This window comes from Rhodococcus sp. SJ-3, from assembly GCF_051918125.1.
In the GTDB taxonomy this organism is placed as follows: Bacteria; Actinomycetota; Actinomycetes; order Mycobacteriales; family Mycobacteriaceae; genus Rhodococcus.
In genome coordinates, this window is record NZ_CM123306.1 from 1315352 (window position 1) to 1328650 (window position 13299).

At 64.5% G+C, this 13299-nt stretch carries 18 protein-coding genes; 10 read left to right on the forward strand and 8 right to left on the reverse strand.

Features of this window, described 5'->3' with window-relative positions; all coding sequences use genetic code 11:
- Positions 1-43: 43 nt before the first annotated feature.
- Both ACTDXD_RS05815 and ACTDXD_RS05820 read right to left on the reverse strand, forming a co-directional pair.
- Complete coding sequence (locus ACTDXD_RS05815; RefSeq protein WP_440126221.1) at positions 44-199, reverse strand: hypothetical protein; 156 nt, start codon at positions 197-199, stop codon at positions 44-46.
- Between the two features lie 345 nt (positions 200-544).
- Positions 545-1099 (reverse strand): signal peptidase II, encoded by a 555-nt coding sequence (locus ACTDXD_RS05820; protein ID WP_440126222.1) that lies wholly within the window; start codon positions 1097-1099, stop codon positions 545-547.
- A 92-nt stretch (positions 1100-1191) separates the two neighbouring features.
- Between ACTDXD_RS05820 and ACTDXD_RS05825 the strand changes: the two genes are divergently transcribed.
- Positions 1192-1359 (forward strand): hypothetical protein, encoded by a 168-nt coding sequence (locus ACTDXD_RS05825; RefSeq protein ID WP_440126223.1) that lies wholly within the window; start codon positions 1192-1194, stop codon positions 1357-1359.
- Positions 1360-1431: 72 nt separating this feature from the next.
- On the opposite strand, the gene ACTDXD_RS05830 is transcribed toward ACTDXD_RS05825, so the two are convergent.
- The 3 genes from ACTDXD_RS05830 to ACTDXD_RS05840 form a co-directional block, all read right to left on the reverse strand.
- Positions 1432-2646 carry a winged helix-turn-helix domain-containing protein gene (locus tag ACTDXD_RS05830; RefSeq protein WP_440126224.1) on the reverse strand — a complete coding sequence of 405 codons (1215 nt, stop codon included), beginning with the start codon at positions 2644-2646 and terminating at the stop codon, positions 1432-1434.
- A 144-nt stretch (positions 2647-2790) separates the two neighbouring features.
- Positions 2791-3279: an SRPBCC family protein gene (locus ACTDXD_RS05835; protein WP_440126225.1), complete on the reverse strand. Its 489-nt coding sequence runs from the start codon at positions 3277-3279 to the stop codon at positions 2791-2793.
- A gap of 3 nt (positions 3280-3282) precedes the next feature.
- Positions 3283-3624 (reverse strand): ArsR/SmtB family transcription factor, encoded by a 342-nt coding sequence (locus tag ACTDXD_RS05840; protein ID WP_440126226.1) that lies wholly within the window; start codon positions 3622-3624, stop codon positions 3283-3285.
- A 142-nt stretch (positions 3625-3766) separates the two neighbouring features.
- Here ACTDXD_RS05840 and ACTDXD_RS05845 point away from each other — a divergent pair, with 142 nt between their 5' ends.
- The 5 genes from ACTDXD_RS05845 (at position 3767) to ACTDXD_RS05865 (ending at position 6217) form a co-directional block, all read left to right on the forward strand.
- Positions 3767-4039, forward strand: a complete 273-nt coding sequence (locus ACTDXD_RS05845) for a DUF2510 domain-containing protein (protein ID WP_440126227.1) — start codon at positions 3767-3769, stop codon at positions 4037-4039.
- Between the two features lie 40 nt (positions 4040-4079).
- On the forward strand, positions 4080-4688 hold the full coding sequence (locus ACTDXD_RS05850; RefSeq protein WP_440126228.1) for a glyoxalase: 609 nt from the start codon (positions 4080-4082) through the stop codon (positions 4686-4688).
- 176 nt (positions 4689-4864) lie between these two features.
- On the forward strand, positions 4865-5272 hold the full coding sequence (locus ACTDXD_RS05855; protein WP_440126229.1) for a hypothetical protein: 408 nt from the start codon (positions 4865-4867) through the stop codon (positions 5270-5272).
- Between the two features lie 37 nt (positions 5273-5309).
- Positions 5310-5714 carry a hypothetical protein gene (locus tag ACTDXD_RS05860; RefSeq protein ID WP_440126230.1) on the forward strand — a complete coding sequence of 135 codons (405 nt, stop codon included), beginning with the start codon at positions 5310-5312 and terminating at the stop codon, positions 5712-5714.
- 122 nt (positions 5715-5836) lie between these two features.
- On the forward strand, positions 5837-6217 hold the full coding sequence (locus ACTDXD_RS05865; RefSeq protein WP_440126231.1) for a hypothetical protein: 381 nt from the start codon (positions 5837-5839) through the stop codon (positions 6215-6217).
- An 8-nt stretch (positions 6218-6225) separates the two neighbouring features.
- Here the strand turns inward: ACTDXD_RS05865 and ACTDXD_RS05870 are convergent, their stop codons facing one another.
- The 3 genes from ACTDXD_RS05870 to ACTDXD_RS05880 form a co-directional block, all read right to left on the reverse strand.
- Positions 6226-7530: an RNA polymerase sigma factor gene (locus ACTDXD_RS05870; protein WP_440127549.1), complete on the reverse strand. Its 1305-nt coding sequence runs from the start codon at positions 7528-7530 to the stop codon at positions 6226-6228.
- A gap of 18 nt (positions 7531-7548) precedes the next feature.
- Positions 7549-7980, reverse strand: coding sequence for a YciI family protein (locus ACTDXD_RS05875; RefSeq protein WP_440126232.1), 432 nt, complete (start codon positions 7978-7980; stop codon positions 7549-7551).
- A 124-nt stretch (positions 7981-8104) separates the two neighbouring features.
- Positions 8105-9676, reverse strand: a complete 1572-nt coding sequence (locus tag ACTDXD_RS05880) for a hypothetical protein (RefSeq protein WP_440126233.1) — start codon at positions 9674-9676, stop codon at positions 8105-8107.
- 97 nt (positions 9677-9773) lie between these two features.
- Between ACTDXD_RS05880 and ACTDXD_RS05885 the strand changes: the two genes are divergently transcribed.
- From ACTDXD_RS05885 to aroD, 4 genes are all read left to right on the forward strand, one after another.
- Entirely contained in the window at positions 9774-10097 is a 324-nt protein-coding gene (locus ACTDXD_RS05885; protein WP_440126234.1) for a hypothetical protein, read from the forward strand.
- Positions 10098-10189: 92 nt separating this feature from the next.
- Positions 10190-10804 (forward strand): TetR/AcrR family transcriptional regulator, encoded by a 615-nt coding sequence (locus ACTDXD_RS05890; RefSeq protein ID WP_440126235.1) that lies wholly within the window; start codon positions 10190-10192, stop codon positions 10802-10804.
- Positions 10801-12453: an MDR family MFS transporter gene (locus ACTDXD_RS05895; protein WP_440126236.1), complete on the forward strand. Its 1653-nt coding sequence runs from the start codon at positions 10801-10803 to the stop codon at positions 12451-12453. The genes ACTDXD_RS05890 and ACTDXD_RS05895 overlap by 4 nt, the downstream gene beginning before the upstream one ends.
- Before the next feature lie 59 nt (positions 12454-12512).
- Positions 12513-13286 (forward strand): type I 3-dehydroquinate dehydratase, encoded by a 774-nt coding sequence (gene aroD / locus ACTDXD_RS05900; protein ID WP_440126237.1) that lies wholly within the window; start codon positions 12513-12515, stop codon positions 13284-13286.
- Positions 13287-13299: the final 13 nt, after the last annotated feature.

Here is a 13299-nt window from a genome sequence, read left to right on the forward strand (position 1 = left end):
GGAGTACACCGGCGGACAGCCGGGCAGCACAACATCGCAGGAGTCAGCGCTCCTGTGTCTGTACCTCGCCCGACGGCGCGCCGTCGAACATCGCGTCGATGCGACGCTTGATCTCGGCTGTACTGAAGTGAACTCCGGACGAGACCGGGGACGGGTGTGACCTCTCGGTGGTTCCGGGGACCGCACCAGCATCGAACATCGTCAGGGATCCTTATCTGTTGGCAATGGAGACATCGACGGCCTAGAGACCAGGCCCCGAGTCGTAGCGGTGGGAGTGGCGGGAGCGTATCCACCTGATGTGTTTCGTCCTTGCGCTCTTCACGTTCCGTACTGGGTGCCGCCTCGCGGACGGGTTGCCCCTCGGCGGCGTGCGTCGCATATACGGGGTGGCAATGGTGGACGTGCCCATCGGACGGTCGCCGCTGCAGTCATCTTTGTGTGGCCTTTCGCTTACAACTATCTCGGACTACCCCAAGACTCGGCTTCCGAAACGTCACACGGCAGTAAAACCGGGACGGCTGTTGCCTCGGCCGGGGCCGGACGGTCAGGCCGGGGGTTCGTCCTCCCCAGGGACGCCGGTATCGGCTGGGGGCCGGGCGTCGACCCCCAACAGCGTCAGCACGATCAGCAGTCCCGCGCCTCCGACGAGGGCTACGTCGGCCACGTTGCCCACGAAGTATCCGTTGTAATCGATGAAATCCACGACGTGCCCCCTCGCGAACCCTGGTGTGCGGAACACGCGGTCGCCGAGATGACTGAGTGCTCCCCCTAGGAGTGCTCCGACACCGAGCGCCCAGAGCGGATTGAGCACCCGGGTGGCAAAGACGCAGAGTGCGACGACGGCTACGGCCGCGATCGCGGTCAGAATCCACGTGAACTGTCCGCCGATACCGAAGGCGGCCCCCGGGTTGTAGACGAGTCCGAACTGGAGGAACTCGCCGACAACCGATATTGTCCGCCCGTCGTTCAAGGTCGACTCGGCCCACCACTTGGTGAGCTGATCCAGCACCACCACCGTGGCAGCCACCGCAAGAATCCACGGCAGATACCGGTGTCGAAGTAGTGGTACCGGATTACCGGACGGGGATGCGGAGGTCATGAAGCCATGGTCCCCGAACTCCGACCGTCATAGCGATCGGACCGCTTTCTCCCGGTCGAGATTGCTTCACAGGCACGTGCCATCATCGTCGGATGGCAATGAGGAAGTGGAGTACCGTCGCGAAGATCGTCGCAGGTGCGGCGTTCGGCTTTCTGCTGGTGGTCGGGGCACGGGTACTGCAACGGCTCGATTCCGGTCCGGCAGTCGGTGCCGTCGAATGGGAGACCGATCCGATCGGTCCGGACGAACTGGCCGGATGAAGGCGGATCAGTCCCGCCGCAGCAGGTGATGAACCATGAGTCGGCCGCCGAAACAGCAAGACGGTATCGGCCTCACAACTGAGCCGCGAGTTTCGGGGCCAGCTCGCCGCGTTCCCCGACCAGGACGTCGGAGAGCCCGAGCCAGTTCGCCATCGCGCGCAACTCGACCGCGAGTGCCTCTGCCACGGCGCCGGACTCCACATCTTCCTCGGCGAAGGCACCCGGAACACACAGCGCATCCCTTGCCCTGTCGGCTTTGAGATCCACGCGCGCAACGAGTTCGCCGTCCATGAGAAACGGGAAGACGTAGTAGCCGTGCACGCGTTTGTGCGCCGGGGTATAGATCTCGAGGCGGTACCGGAAGCCGAAGATCCGCTCGGTGCGGGGCCGGTAGAACACCAATGGGTCGAACGGGCACAGAAGCGCGGTGCCGCGTGCGCGGCGCGGGATGGCCGTACCCGAGTACAGGTAGGCGGGGTCCTTCCATCCGCGGACCGTGACGGGAACGAGAGTCCCTTCGTCGACGAGGTCCGCGACAGCGGGCTTCGTCTGCTCGGCGGAAAGTCGGTAGTAGTCGCGCAGGTCGGCGACTGTCGCGATGCCGAGCGCCCGCGCAGATCTGCGGAGCAGCTCCCGGACCGCGTCCGGCTCGTCGATGCGAGCGGCGAGCACGTCGGCGGGCAGCACCCGCTCGGCGAGGTCGTAGTGCCGAGTGAATGCGGCGCGCCGGCCCACCGACAACTCCCCGGCGGCGAAAAGAAGTTCGCAGATCACCTTGACGTCGCTGCGGTCCCACCAGGGACCGCGGGCACCCGACGGTTCGAGCTGAAGTTGTTTTTCGATCTCACCCGCAGACACAGCACCGACCGCCGTGATCACGTCGAGGATGTCGCGGCCCAGGGTGGGGTTGCGTTCGAGAACGCGACGTTCACCTGCCCACCGGCCCCCGGAGTAACGCTGCATCCGCCACCGCATCAGCGGCCAGTCTTCGACCGGGATCAGCGCAGCTTCGTGCGCCCAGTACTCGACGAGCGCTCGCGGTGCTCGCGCACTGTGGCGCCATGCCGCGGCGTCGAGGACCTCGCGGTCGTAGGCGCCGATCCGGCTGAACACCGGCATGTAGTGCGCGCGAACAGCCACGGACACAGAGTCGATCTGCAGGAGGGCTGTGCGATCGACGGCCCGGAGCACGTGCCGCCGAGTGGGCAGCCCGGCCGGGCGTCGGTCTGCGAAGCCCTGGGCGGCAACGGCGGTGCGCCGGGCCGCTGCGGCGGTCATCTCGAGCATGACCGAACCTTGCCACGTACCTCCGACAGCCACCCGCCCCGCAGACCGGCGCGAGTTCGGGGGCGAACTGTCTCAGCGAAGAGTCCGGAGGGTCTCCGCTCTGTTGGCAATCGGCGATGGTCCTCTGTCGCCGGAGGTGTGCGGCTAGGACGAAGCGAGCAGGTCGTCGATCTGGCCGATCGCGGACGTGGCACCCTCGACCACTCCCATGTCCAGCACCTTCTGCAATGCGTCGGCCGATTCGAATGTGCTCACGTACGTCGCCCGGGTGCCGCCTTCGTGTTCGACGAAGGTGTAGTGGTTCTCGGACACCGGCAGATCCGGAGTCGGATTGAAATCCTCGTCGGCAAATCCGTCGGCGAACGAGAAACTGCGCGGCCGGTCGACGGTCGCGACCTGCCAGTACCCGGCGTATTTCTCGCCCTCGGGTCCGGTCATGTAGTAGGTCGTCCGGCCACCGGGCCTCAGATCGTGGTCGACCACGGTCGCGGGGTAGCCGGGCGGGCCCCAGATCTTCTCCAGCTGACGTGGGTCTGCGTAGATCTGCCACACCCGCTCCACGGGCGCCGCGAAATCCGCAGTGATGGTCAGGGTCAGATTGTCGAGATCTTGATCGACGTCGATAACAGGCATGGTTCAGCCCTCCTCGGGCGAGTCGGATGCGATGAGTTCATCGATGCGCGCGATGCGACCACGCCACACTTGTTCGAGCTCGGTGAGCATGGACGCCACCGACCGCACCGCCTCCACGTCGCCGCTCGCCAACTGTTCGCGACCATTGCGTCGCTTCGTCAGCAATCCTGCCTTCTCCAACACGGCAACGTGTTTCTGAACCGCGGCGAAACTCATCTCGTACTTCGCCGCGAGTGCGGAAACCGAGCTCTCCCCTGCCAGTACCCGACGCATGATGTCGCGGCGGGTTCGGTCGGCGAGAGCGTGGAACAGGGCATCGGCCCGGTCCTCGTCATCTCCGTTCACGACCCCAATATACAACCGAATGGTTGTACGTTGTCAAGGGTGTGGACACCACGTTTCGGCGAGTGACGCACACCTCAATTCTTCGGTGTAACACCGTCGGATCCAGTCCGGATAATTACCGGACGAAAGGATCCAGGAGCTCATGACCACCCCGCCGCCCGGCTGGTATTCCGACCCCGAGACCGCCCGCCTCATTCGCTGGTGGGACGGCGAACGGTGGACCGCGCATACGCACCTCGCCACCAGTTCCGCACCGCCGGCAGCCGTGGTCCGAACGGAAGCTCCGCCGACCGCAGGCGACACTCCACGCGGCTGGCTGATCACGGCCGTGAAGATCGCGGGCGGACTCCTCGTCATGCACCTGACTCTCGCCGCGTGCGACCACCTCACCTTCGGCCCTCTCACGATTCCCTGACAGCCGGTCGCGCGCCAGGCACGGGACTACGGTGGTACCCATGGCTTCCATCGAGTCTGTTGTCCTCGAGGTATCCGACCCCTCCGCTGCGGAGGCGTTCTACACCGGAGTGTTCGGTTTGGGCGATCGTGTCCGAGTCCGCGAGTCCCAAGCACCGACGTCCGGCTTCCGCGGCTTCACTCTGTCGCTGGTGGTGGCGCAGCCGAGTGCCGTCGACCACCTGGTCGCCGGCGCGCTCGACGCCGGCGCGACGGAAGTGAAACCCGTCAAGAAGAGCCTCTGGGGCTACGGCGGAGTCGTGCGGGCCCCGGACGGGACGATCTGCACGCTGGCGGCGTCTTCGAAGAAAGACACGGGCTCGGCCGAACGAAAAGTCGAGGACGTTGTGCTGCAACTCGGAGTCGAAGACGTCAAGGCGAGCAAACAGTTCTATGTCGACCGAGGCCTCACCGTCGCGAAGAGTTTCGGTGGCAAGTACGTCGAATTCGATATGCCCGGTGCACCAGCGACGTTGACGTTGCTGGGACGCACGGCACTGGCCAAGAACGCAGGGGTCGCGCCCGAGGGGACCGGGTCGCACCGTGTCGCCATCCGCAGTACAGCCGCGCCCTTCACCGACCCCGACGGGTTCTCCTGGGAATCCCCGTAGTTCGGAAATCCCGGTGACCGTCGTTGCACTTCCGTAACCAGTGGCATCACAGCAGAGACACCGCGCAAGCCCTCCGGTTACAGGTCCCTTGCGAACCCCGGAGTTCGCAACACCGGCCTCCGGCCGCACCGCACATGATGGAAACGGGTCGGAGCAAACCGGACCGGAGGGACACCATGGATGCACGACGGATTCTGCGCGGACTGATCACGCTCATTGCACCCTGTGCACTGTTGGCGAGCATGGCGCCGATCGCATCCGCAGATGACGATACGACTCTGAGTTGGTCGGTCTTCACCAGAAACGACTCGGTACTGGTCCGGTTCAACTATCACGATGTCCCTGACAGGGACGCGCCCTACACATGCACAGCCGACATCGTGGGAACGAAACGATCCGTCGACATGAATACGGTCACGTACGGCACGGTCGAGTTCACGGGAGTCGCCGAGGGGACGCACACCGTGAGCGCAACGTGCGAGAACAAGGGCGGAACCCAGAGTAGTGTCGGACGCATCCTCTTCCAGTTGCCGGGCCCGGACAAGTGGCATCTGGTCCGTACCCAGCACGCCATCATCGATTGACCGTCACGGAACCAGCCAGGGTCGAAAGAGGTACAACGTGCGACTGCACCACATTCCGCTCCGCGTTGCGACGGGAGCATTCATCCTCAACTCGGGTCTGGGTAAACGGAATCTCCCTGCCGAGAACGCGACCGCCCTGCAGAACATGGCAGGGAACGCATTTCCGTTCTTGAAACAGATGGATTCCAAGACGTTCGGTACGTTTCTGAGTACATCCGAAATCGGAATCGGTGCCGCACTCCTCGCTCCGATCGTGCCGCCGTTCGTTGCCGGCGCCGCACTGACGGCATTCGGCGGTGGGATGATGACGATGTACTGGCGAACGCCGGGTATGCACGAAGACGGCTCTCCGAAGCCCACTCAGGACGGTACGGCACTCGCGAAGGATTCTTGGCTGCTCGGTGCCGGGCTGACCCTGCTCCTCGACGGGCTCAGGAAGTAATACCGATCGAAAGTGTCACCGCTACAGCACTTTCAGAGGATCGTCGGTTACGTCCGGATATCGATCAAGATCGGTTCTGCGGAACGGTGGTTAAATGCCTCCATCTACGGTGAAATGGAGCGATGAACATCGCTGAAACGCCTCCCACCGAACGACGCCGAAAGGCTCTCCAGGCCATCAAGGAACTCGGGCGACAACGCAGCGATCACGCTGTCCTGAAAGTTCGATGCCCCAAGAGCCACACGGTCGCCGCCGTCTACAAAACGGAGGAAGGGCCAGTGGTGGTGTGCGGAGTCGGACCGGGCGGCCACGGCTCCCGCGACCGCGAAGCCAACAACCGCGGCAACGACTCACTCGACGACAAGTTCATCGACACCGTCGAAGCCACCCAATTCGAGGACGACGAACTTCCCGCAGGCTGCGGATGCGGGCCGCGCACACTCTCACGCAAGAAGCTCCAGGCAGCAGTTGCGGGGCACGAACACATCGTCACCCTGACCTGACCACCCCGTCACTTCACTACTCCGTCACTTCGATCCGACCTGAGCGGCCTTCGGTCCAGGTCGTCCACCTTCGCCAGGAGGAGCGCACATTCGCGATCATTTCTCGTCAGCTCGACCGCGGCGAGCAGTTCGGTCCGTGCCTCCTCGATCCTCCCCAGCTGCGCGAGCAGATCTCCCCGCACGCTCGGAAGCAGGTGATATCCCGCGAGCTTCCCTGACGCGACAATGTTGTCGACGTATTCGAGGGCAGGACCCGGCCCGTATGCCATCGAGACCGCTGCTGCATGGTTGAGATCCACCACCGGCGACGGCGCCAGCCGCTGCAGGGCCTCATACAGCAGGACGATCCGTTTCCAGTCGGTGTCCGAGAATTCTGCCGCCCGGGCGTGGCACTCGGCGATGGCTGCCTGCAGTCCGTAGGGTCCGCGACCGCGACCGATCGCGTCGGCTCGTTCCAATGCCGCGAGACCGCGGGTGATCTGCCCACGGTCCCACTTGGTGCGGTCCTGATCTGCCAGCAGAATCGGCTCCCCCGAAGCGGTGGTTCGCGCCGGGAAGCGCGCTGCGGTGAGCTCCATCAGCGCGACCAGCCCGTGCGCCTCCGGCTCGTTCGGAACGAGCTCGGCGAGAATCCGTGCGATCCGCAACGCCTCCGCGCTGGTGTCCGGGCGCAGCCACTCGTCCCCCGAACTGGCTGCGTATCCCTCGTTGAATACGAGGTACAGCACGCCGAGCACGCCCGAGAGACGAGCAGCGAATTCATTGCGTCCCGGCACCTCGAACACCGCCTTCGCGGCTGTGAGTGTCTTCTTCGCCCGGACGATGCGCTGCTGCACCGTCGACGTCGGTGTGAGGAACGCACTGCCGATCTGTTCGGTCGTCAGACCCCCGACCAGACGAAGCGTCAATGCCACTTGCGCTTTCCGTCCCAGTACCGGATGGCACGTCATGAACATCAGGCGCAGGACGTCGTCGTCGATCCGATCGGGATCCGACGAGGGATCGTCGAAGTGCGACGCATCGTTCTCGAGTTCCCGCGCCATGTGCGCGTGGCGTTCGTCGAGACGTTCCTGTCGCCTCCACGTGTCGATGGCGCGGCGAGTGGCGACGGAGGTCAACCACGCGGCCGGGTTACGCGGTACTCCGACGGCGGGCCACTGCTCGATCGCTTCGAGCAGAGCCTGCCCCGCGAGATCCTCGGCGAAATCGAGATCCCCGACCTTGCGGGTGAGGGTCGCGATGATCTTCGCCGATTCGATCCGCCACACCGCATCCACCGCACGTCGTGCGCGCAGCGTCACCTCGTCCGTCATCATTCAGCCGGTCATCACTCAGCCGGCGACCGGGCGATCGGTGCCGAGTTCCTCGCGCCAGACCTGTTCCTTCTGGACGTACTCGTTGTCCTGGTCGAAGTCCTCGTTCTCGTGCACTCGACGTACCTCGAGCTTGCTGCCCGGCCCGAGGGGACACCGCTTCGCCCACTCGGCAGCTTCTTCCTTGGTGGAGGTCTGGATGAGCCAGAATCCGTTGAACAGTTCTTTCGTCTCACCGTAGGGGCCATCGGTGACGAGCGGTGTCTCGGAGTCGAAATCGACGACGAAGCCCTCCTCCGCCTCGGTGAGACCTTCACCGCCGAGCAGGACGCCTGCCTTGATGAGCGACTCGTTGTACCGGCCCATCGCGTTGATGATCTCGGTGAAATCCATGTCCTTCGACGCTTCGATGGCGGCGTCGGTGTCGCGCATGATCAGCATGTACTTCATGAGAATCTCCCTCGTTCGGTGAATCCTGCGGACCGTGTTTCGGTCCCTGATGTCTACACGTCGAACAACGCAGACCCCGATCGACACGACAGACGAAAAATCTCGAGAAAGTTTTTCGGAGCGCTCACACGCCACGGCGGAGGAGGCGACGGAACACGTCGAGCACCTCGTCGGCCCACCCCAGGATCGAAAGCGCACTGTCGATGTTCTGCGGTGGACTCTGCACGAGGCTGTCCTGACGGATGAGGCGGTCGAAGTCGACCGTCGTGTCGGTGCGCACCGTGCCGTTCGGGTGGCGGAACTCGACGCCTGCGCTCGCCATGATGGAGATGATCTCCTGCGCGAGTATTCCGTACCCGACGGTGGTGGGGTGGACGCCGTCGAGTGAGAACAAGCCACCGGTCGCCCGTCCGCCTTTCCCGTCGGCGGTGAGGAAATGGGTGTCGGGCACGGGGTCGAGCGCCGCGAGGACCGGGGGTAGCGGGTACGGCGTCCACCAGGCGGGCCGGGCCTGCAGGTCGTCGTGATAGCGGCGGGCGGCGAGACGTTCGAGGATGCCCGCGACATCCAGCAGATACCAATCGCGTCCATCGAGTCGCGCATCGGCAATTGCCCGCTGGATGGTGTTGTTGTAGTGGTCGATCGCGGTGTCGACCGCCCGTGCTTGTTCGCCGGTGATGTGTTCGTCGCGTGCCGCGTCGAAGTGTTTCTCGTCGATCCACGGACGTGTGTAGTAGGTGAAGTAGCGTGAGCCGCTCTTGCCGCCGAGGCCCCGGGCGATCGGCGCGATCGTCACGTGCGGAATCGTGCAGAGGAGGACGTGTCGCGCGGAGATGCGGCGCACCTGTTCGACTACCTCTGCGAACTCGGCGTCGAAATGTTCGGGACGCCAGATCGTGTAGGAGTTCTTGCGGTCGAGGTCCTTGTAGTCGGCGCCGCTCCATGCGACACGCAGCTGAGTGACGGTGCCCAGAGCGTTGTTGGAACCGAGGAAGACGACGAGTGTTTCGATACCGCTGTCGGTGTCGTTGCCGTGGTCGTCTCCGAGGGCTGCGGCAGCGTCGAACAACGTCATCGATTCTTGCTCGGGCGCCCAGTGCGGGTAGACCCGCATCGCGGCGCGGTCACCGTTGTTCTCCACGATCTGGTCGAGGAGACTGTCGCTGGGTGTCGCGATGCGGGCCGCACAGTAGGCGGCGGTTTTCTCGAGGGCATCACGCAGATCCCACCCGTAGCACGACAGATTGTCGTTGTAGGTGCCGATGACCGGAGCGATCGCGCCCGGACCGCGTTCCCAGTAGTCCTCGACCTCGTCCATGAAACTACGCAGTGTGAACAGTGCTGCCGGAATCTCCCACGGTTTCAGTTCCGGGCCGTAACGTTCTTCGAGGCGGCGCAACATGAGTTCGACGTTCAGCGGCAGCCCACCCGGCCCGCCGTAGCGTGGGTATCGGAAGGTGTCGAGGACTCCGAGTTCGTATGCCACGATCGCGGGCACCGACACTTCGGTCCGGTAAATGGCCGCGCTCTGGAATCCCTGTAGGAGCGAGTCGCCGATCGCCACGAACTTGTGCGGCGGTGTGCCACGGAATGCGCCGCTCACCGTCACTCCGACGGTGGGATCGAATTCGGGCACACGCGGCGGTTCGGTTGCCTGCGCGACAACCTCTTTCGGTGTTCCCTCGGGAAACCCCACACCACGAGCGTGAGCGGTCCAGCGGGCTGTGTCAACGGGCGATGGGCGGGCCGAGGCGTCAACGACGGATCATGGTGGGGACACAGGAGGTGCAGACATGAGCGACGCCGACTTCGCCCACACCGATCGGGCGGAGAAGAATCGTCGGGACAAGGCACTGGGGCTCGCGCGGTTCGCGTGGCATCGGGGTATCACCGGCGCCGACCTGCTCGCGATGACCGACGACAACCGCCGCAGGTTGGCGCGCGCGGCGGACGCGCACCCGCCACGGTCGATGGAGACGTGGACGCTGGTGGCGTCGCTGCTCGACGAGAAGACGTCGTGGGCTCGGACGCATGCGAATCATCCGTCTGCGGCGCGTGATCATCTGGACGAACGGATCATGTGGGTCAAGCCGCCGACCCGGTCGTGGTTCACCTGACACACATTTTTTGCACTCCTAAGCAAACGAGTGCAAGATTGCACCTTGTGAGCGAAGGTGCAATATCTGCGTGTGGCCGGCGGAGCCGGCGTATGCAACGCACGTACGATGCCCTCGTTTCACAGGCGCGCGCACTCACGGCCGAACGAGGCCTGTCGGGGTTCACCGTCGAGGAACTCTGCGACCACGTCGGTATTTCGCGGCGCACCTTCTTCAACTATTTCCCCACCAAGGAAGACGCCGTCTTCGGCGAACACGAAGTCGGATTCCCCGAAGAGGAGCAGGACCGCTTCGTCGCGCGCGGGACAGGCGCTCACACCGGATTGTCCCCGACCCTGCTCAGTGACATCACCCGGCTCGTGCTCACCCGCGCCCGCCACAACGACTTCACCCGGCAAAGACACCAGCTGTTCCGGGACATCGTCCGCACCGAGCCGCAGTTGCTGGCCAAGCTCCTGGCCGTCGGCGAAACACAGCAGCGCGAGTTCGCACTTCTCGTGGCGCGGAGAGAAGGCCTCCCGCCCGACGATCCGCTCCCCCGCGCGATCGTGGGCGTCACCCTCTCACTCACCTTCAATACCGTCGACGAATTCTTCAGCGACGACAACACCAGCTCTTTCGAAGAACTGCTGATACGCAACATCTCCATTGCCGCACAGCTCTTCGGACAACCGCTCGACCTCGCCGATTCGACAGGAACCCCGTGACCACCACCACCGACGAACCCTTGGTTCTGACCCAGAGACGCATCTGGATCATCTTCAGTGCGCTGATCGCCGGGATGCTCCTGGCCAGCCTCGACCAGACCATCGTCTCCACCGCGATGCCGACGATCGTCGGTCAGCTCGGCGGAGTCGAACACCAGGCGTGGATCACCACCGCATATCTGCTCGCCACCACGATCGTCATGCCCGTATACGGCAAGCTCGGCGACGTCTTCGGTCGCCGCCACCTGTTCCTCATTGCGATCGCGGTATTCACACTCGCGTCGGTGGGCTGCGCGTTCACCGACGACTTCTGGACCTTCGTGGTGTTCCGCGCGATGCAGGGGCTCGGTGGCGGCGGTCTGATGATCCTGTCGCAGGCGATCATCGCCGACATCGTTCCCGCGAGCGAACGCGGCAAGTACATGGGCCCTCTAGGCGCGATCTTCGGTCTCGCCGCTGTCGGAGGACCACTGCTCGGCGGGTTCTTCGTCGACCACCTGTCGTGGGAGTGGTGCTTCTACATCAACATCCCGATCGGCATCATCGCGTTCCTCATCTCGTGGTTCATGCTCACTCTGCCTGTCAAGAAGCCCACCAAGAAAATCGACATTCCCGGTATCGTGGCGCTCTCCGTCGCGACGACCTGCTTGATCTTCTTCACCGACTTCGGCGGCAGCGCGGATCGCGGCTGGACCGATCCGATGACGTGGATGTTCGGTGCCGGGCTCGTTATCGCCGTGTGCCTGTTCGTGCTCATCGAGTCGCGCGCAGAAGACCCGATCATCCCGCTGTCGCTGTTCCGCAACTCGATCTTCGTCAACGCCACCGCGATCGGATTCGTCATCGGCCTCGGCATGTTCGCGGCGCTCGCATTCATGCCGACGTTCCTGCAGATGTCGTCCGGTACTTCTGCGGCGGTGTCGGGCCTACTGTTGCTTCCGATGATGGGAGGCATGATGCTGACGACCATCGCGTCGGGTCTCGCGATCACGAAGACTCAGCGATACAAGATCTATCCGATCGTCGGCACCGCGGTCATGGTGGGCGGGATGCTGTGGCTGACGACCCTGCAGGGCAACACCCCGCTGTGGGTCGTGTGCGCGATGCTCTTCGTCTTCGGCGTCGGTCTGGGCCTGGTCATGCAGGTCGTCGTGCTCGTCGTGCAGAACGCCGTGCCCGTCGACGAGATCGGCACCGCCACCAGCACCAACAACTACTTCCGCGAGGTGGGCGGCGCGCTGGGCGTCGCGATCTTCGGCACGATCTTCACCAACAAGCTCGCGGAGAACCTGACCACAGTGTTCACCGAGGCCGGCGCCGACCCCGAGCAGGCAGGTCAGGCCACCGCAACGCTCGACCCCGCGATCATGAAACAGCTTCCCGAGCCGATCAGGGACGGCATCGTCAGCGCCTACGCCGACTCGCTGGCACCCGTGTTCTGGTACCTCGTGCCGTTCCTGGTCATCGCGTTCCTGCTCGCGTGGCTCATCAAGGAGATCCCGCTGTCCGACGAAGCGGGCATGATCGCGCGCGGTGAGGCCGTGGCCGACCCGAACAAGGTCCATGCCTCCGATGCAGCGGCGGAAACCGTGCACACCGAGGTTGCGCGGACCGCCCACGACACGGATGCGCAGGAGCGCAGACCCTGACGTCCCGGTTGCCTGCGGCCGAACTAGGCTTCCGTCACAGGCAACCAGCGCAGGAGTCGATGATGGGTGAAGCGATCACACCGGTCCGTGTCAAAGGTGTGACGATCGGCGAAGGCACCCCCAAGGTGTTCGTGCCGATCACCGGATCCGCCCCCGATGCGCTCCGCGGCCAGGTCGAGGCCCTCACCGGCCGCACCGACCTCGTCGAGTGGCGTGTCGACTTCTTCACCGCTTTCGAAGACCCGGATGCCGTCGTCACGCAGGCACGTGCCCTCGCCGAACAACTCGACGGCGTGCCGCTTCTGGCGACGTTCCGCACCGCACACGAAGGTGGTGAGGCCGCGATCAGCGACGACGATTACTCGGCACTGAACGTCGCGCTCGCGGCGTCGGGGGCGGTCGATCTCGTCGACGTCGAGTATCGCCGCGACCCTGCCGCCGTGCGACGGGTCATCGAGGCCTCCCACGCGCACGGTGTCGCGGTGGTCGCGTCGAACCACGACTTCGACGGCACCCCCGGGCGCGACGACATCGTCGCGCGGCTGTGTGCCATGCAGGATCTGGGCGCCGACATCTGCAAGATGGCGGTGATGCCGAAATCCACCGCGGACGTTCTGACGCTGCTCGATGCCACCCGCCTCATGCACGAGGAGCATGCGACCCGCCCGATCATCACCATGTCGATGGGTGGGCTCGGCGTGATCTCACGGCTGGCGGGCCAGGTGTTCGGGTCTGCCGCGACGTTCGGGATGGTGGGCACCCCATCGGCGCCCGGACAGGTCGATGCCACCGAACTGAAGACGGTGCTCGCTCTGCTCGACCGATCGCGGTAGGCCGGGCGACGCA

Coding starts and splice junctions, on each gene's coding strand:
- ACTDXD_RS05870 (WP_440127549.1), bottom strand. CDS start 7,530: ATGACGGACGAGGTGACGCTGCGCGCACGACGTGCGGTGGATGCGGTG.
- ACTDXD_RS05825 (WP_440126223.1), top strand. CDS start 1,192: ATGGCAATGAGGAAGTGGAGTACCGTCGCGAAGATCGTCGCAGGTGCG.
- ACTDXD_RS05830 (WP_440126224.1), bottom strand. CDS start 2,646: ATGCTCGAGATGACCGCCGCAGCGGCCCGGCGCACCGCCGTTGCCGCC.
- ACTDXD_RS05845 (WP_440126227.1), top strand. CDS start 3,767: ATGACCACCCCGCCGCCCGGCTGGTATTCCGACCCCGAGACCGCCCGC.
- ACTDXD_RS05820 (WP_440126222.1), bottom strand. CDS start 1,099: ATGACCTCCGCATCCCCGTCCGGTAATCCGGTACCACTACTTCGACAC.
- aroD (WP_440126237.1), top strand. CDS start 12,513: ATGATGGGTGAAGCGATCACACCGGTCCGTGTCAAAGGTGTGACGATC.
- ACTDXD_RS05815 (WP_440126221.1), bottom strand. CDS start 199: ATGTTCGATGCTGGTGCGGTCCCCGGAACCACCGAGAGGTCACACCCG.
- ACTDXD_RS05865 (WP_440126231.1), top strand. CDS start 5,837: ATGAACATCGCTGAAACGCCTCCCACCGAACGACGCCGAAAGGCTCTC.
- ACTDXD_RS05885 (WP_440126234.1), top strand. CDS start 9,774: ATGAGCGACGCCGACTTCGCCCACACCGATCGGGCGGAGAAGAATCGT.
- ACTDXD_RS05850 (WP_440126228.1), top strand. CDS start 4,080: ATGGCTTCCATCGAGTCTGTTGTCCTCGAGGTATCCGACCCCTCCGCT.
- ACTDXD_RS05855 (WP_440126229.1), top strand. CDS start 4,865: ATGGATGCACGACGGATTCTGCGCGGACTGATCACGCTCATTGCACCC.
- ACTDXD_RS05890 (WP_440126235.1), top strand. CDS start 10,190: ATGCAACGCACGTACGATGCCCTCGTTTCACAGGCGCGCGCACTCACG.
- ACTDXD_RS05835 (WP_440126225.1), bottom strand. CDS start 3,279: ATGCCTGTTATCGACGTCGATCAAGATCTCGACAATCTGACCCTGACC.
- ACTDXD_RS05875 (WP_440126232.1), bottom strand. CDS start 7,980: ATGAAGTACATGCTGATCATGCGCGACACCGACGCCGCCATCGAAGCG.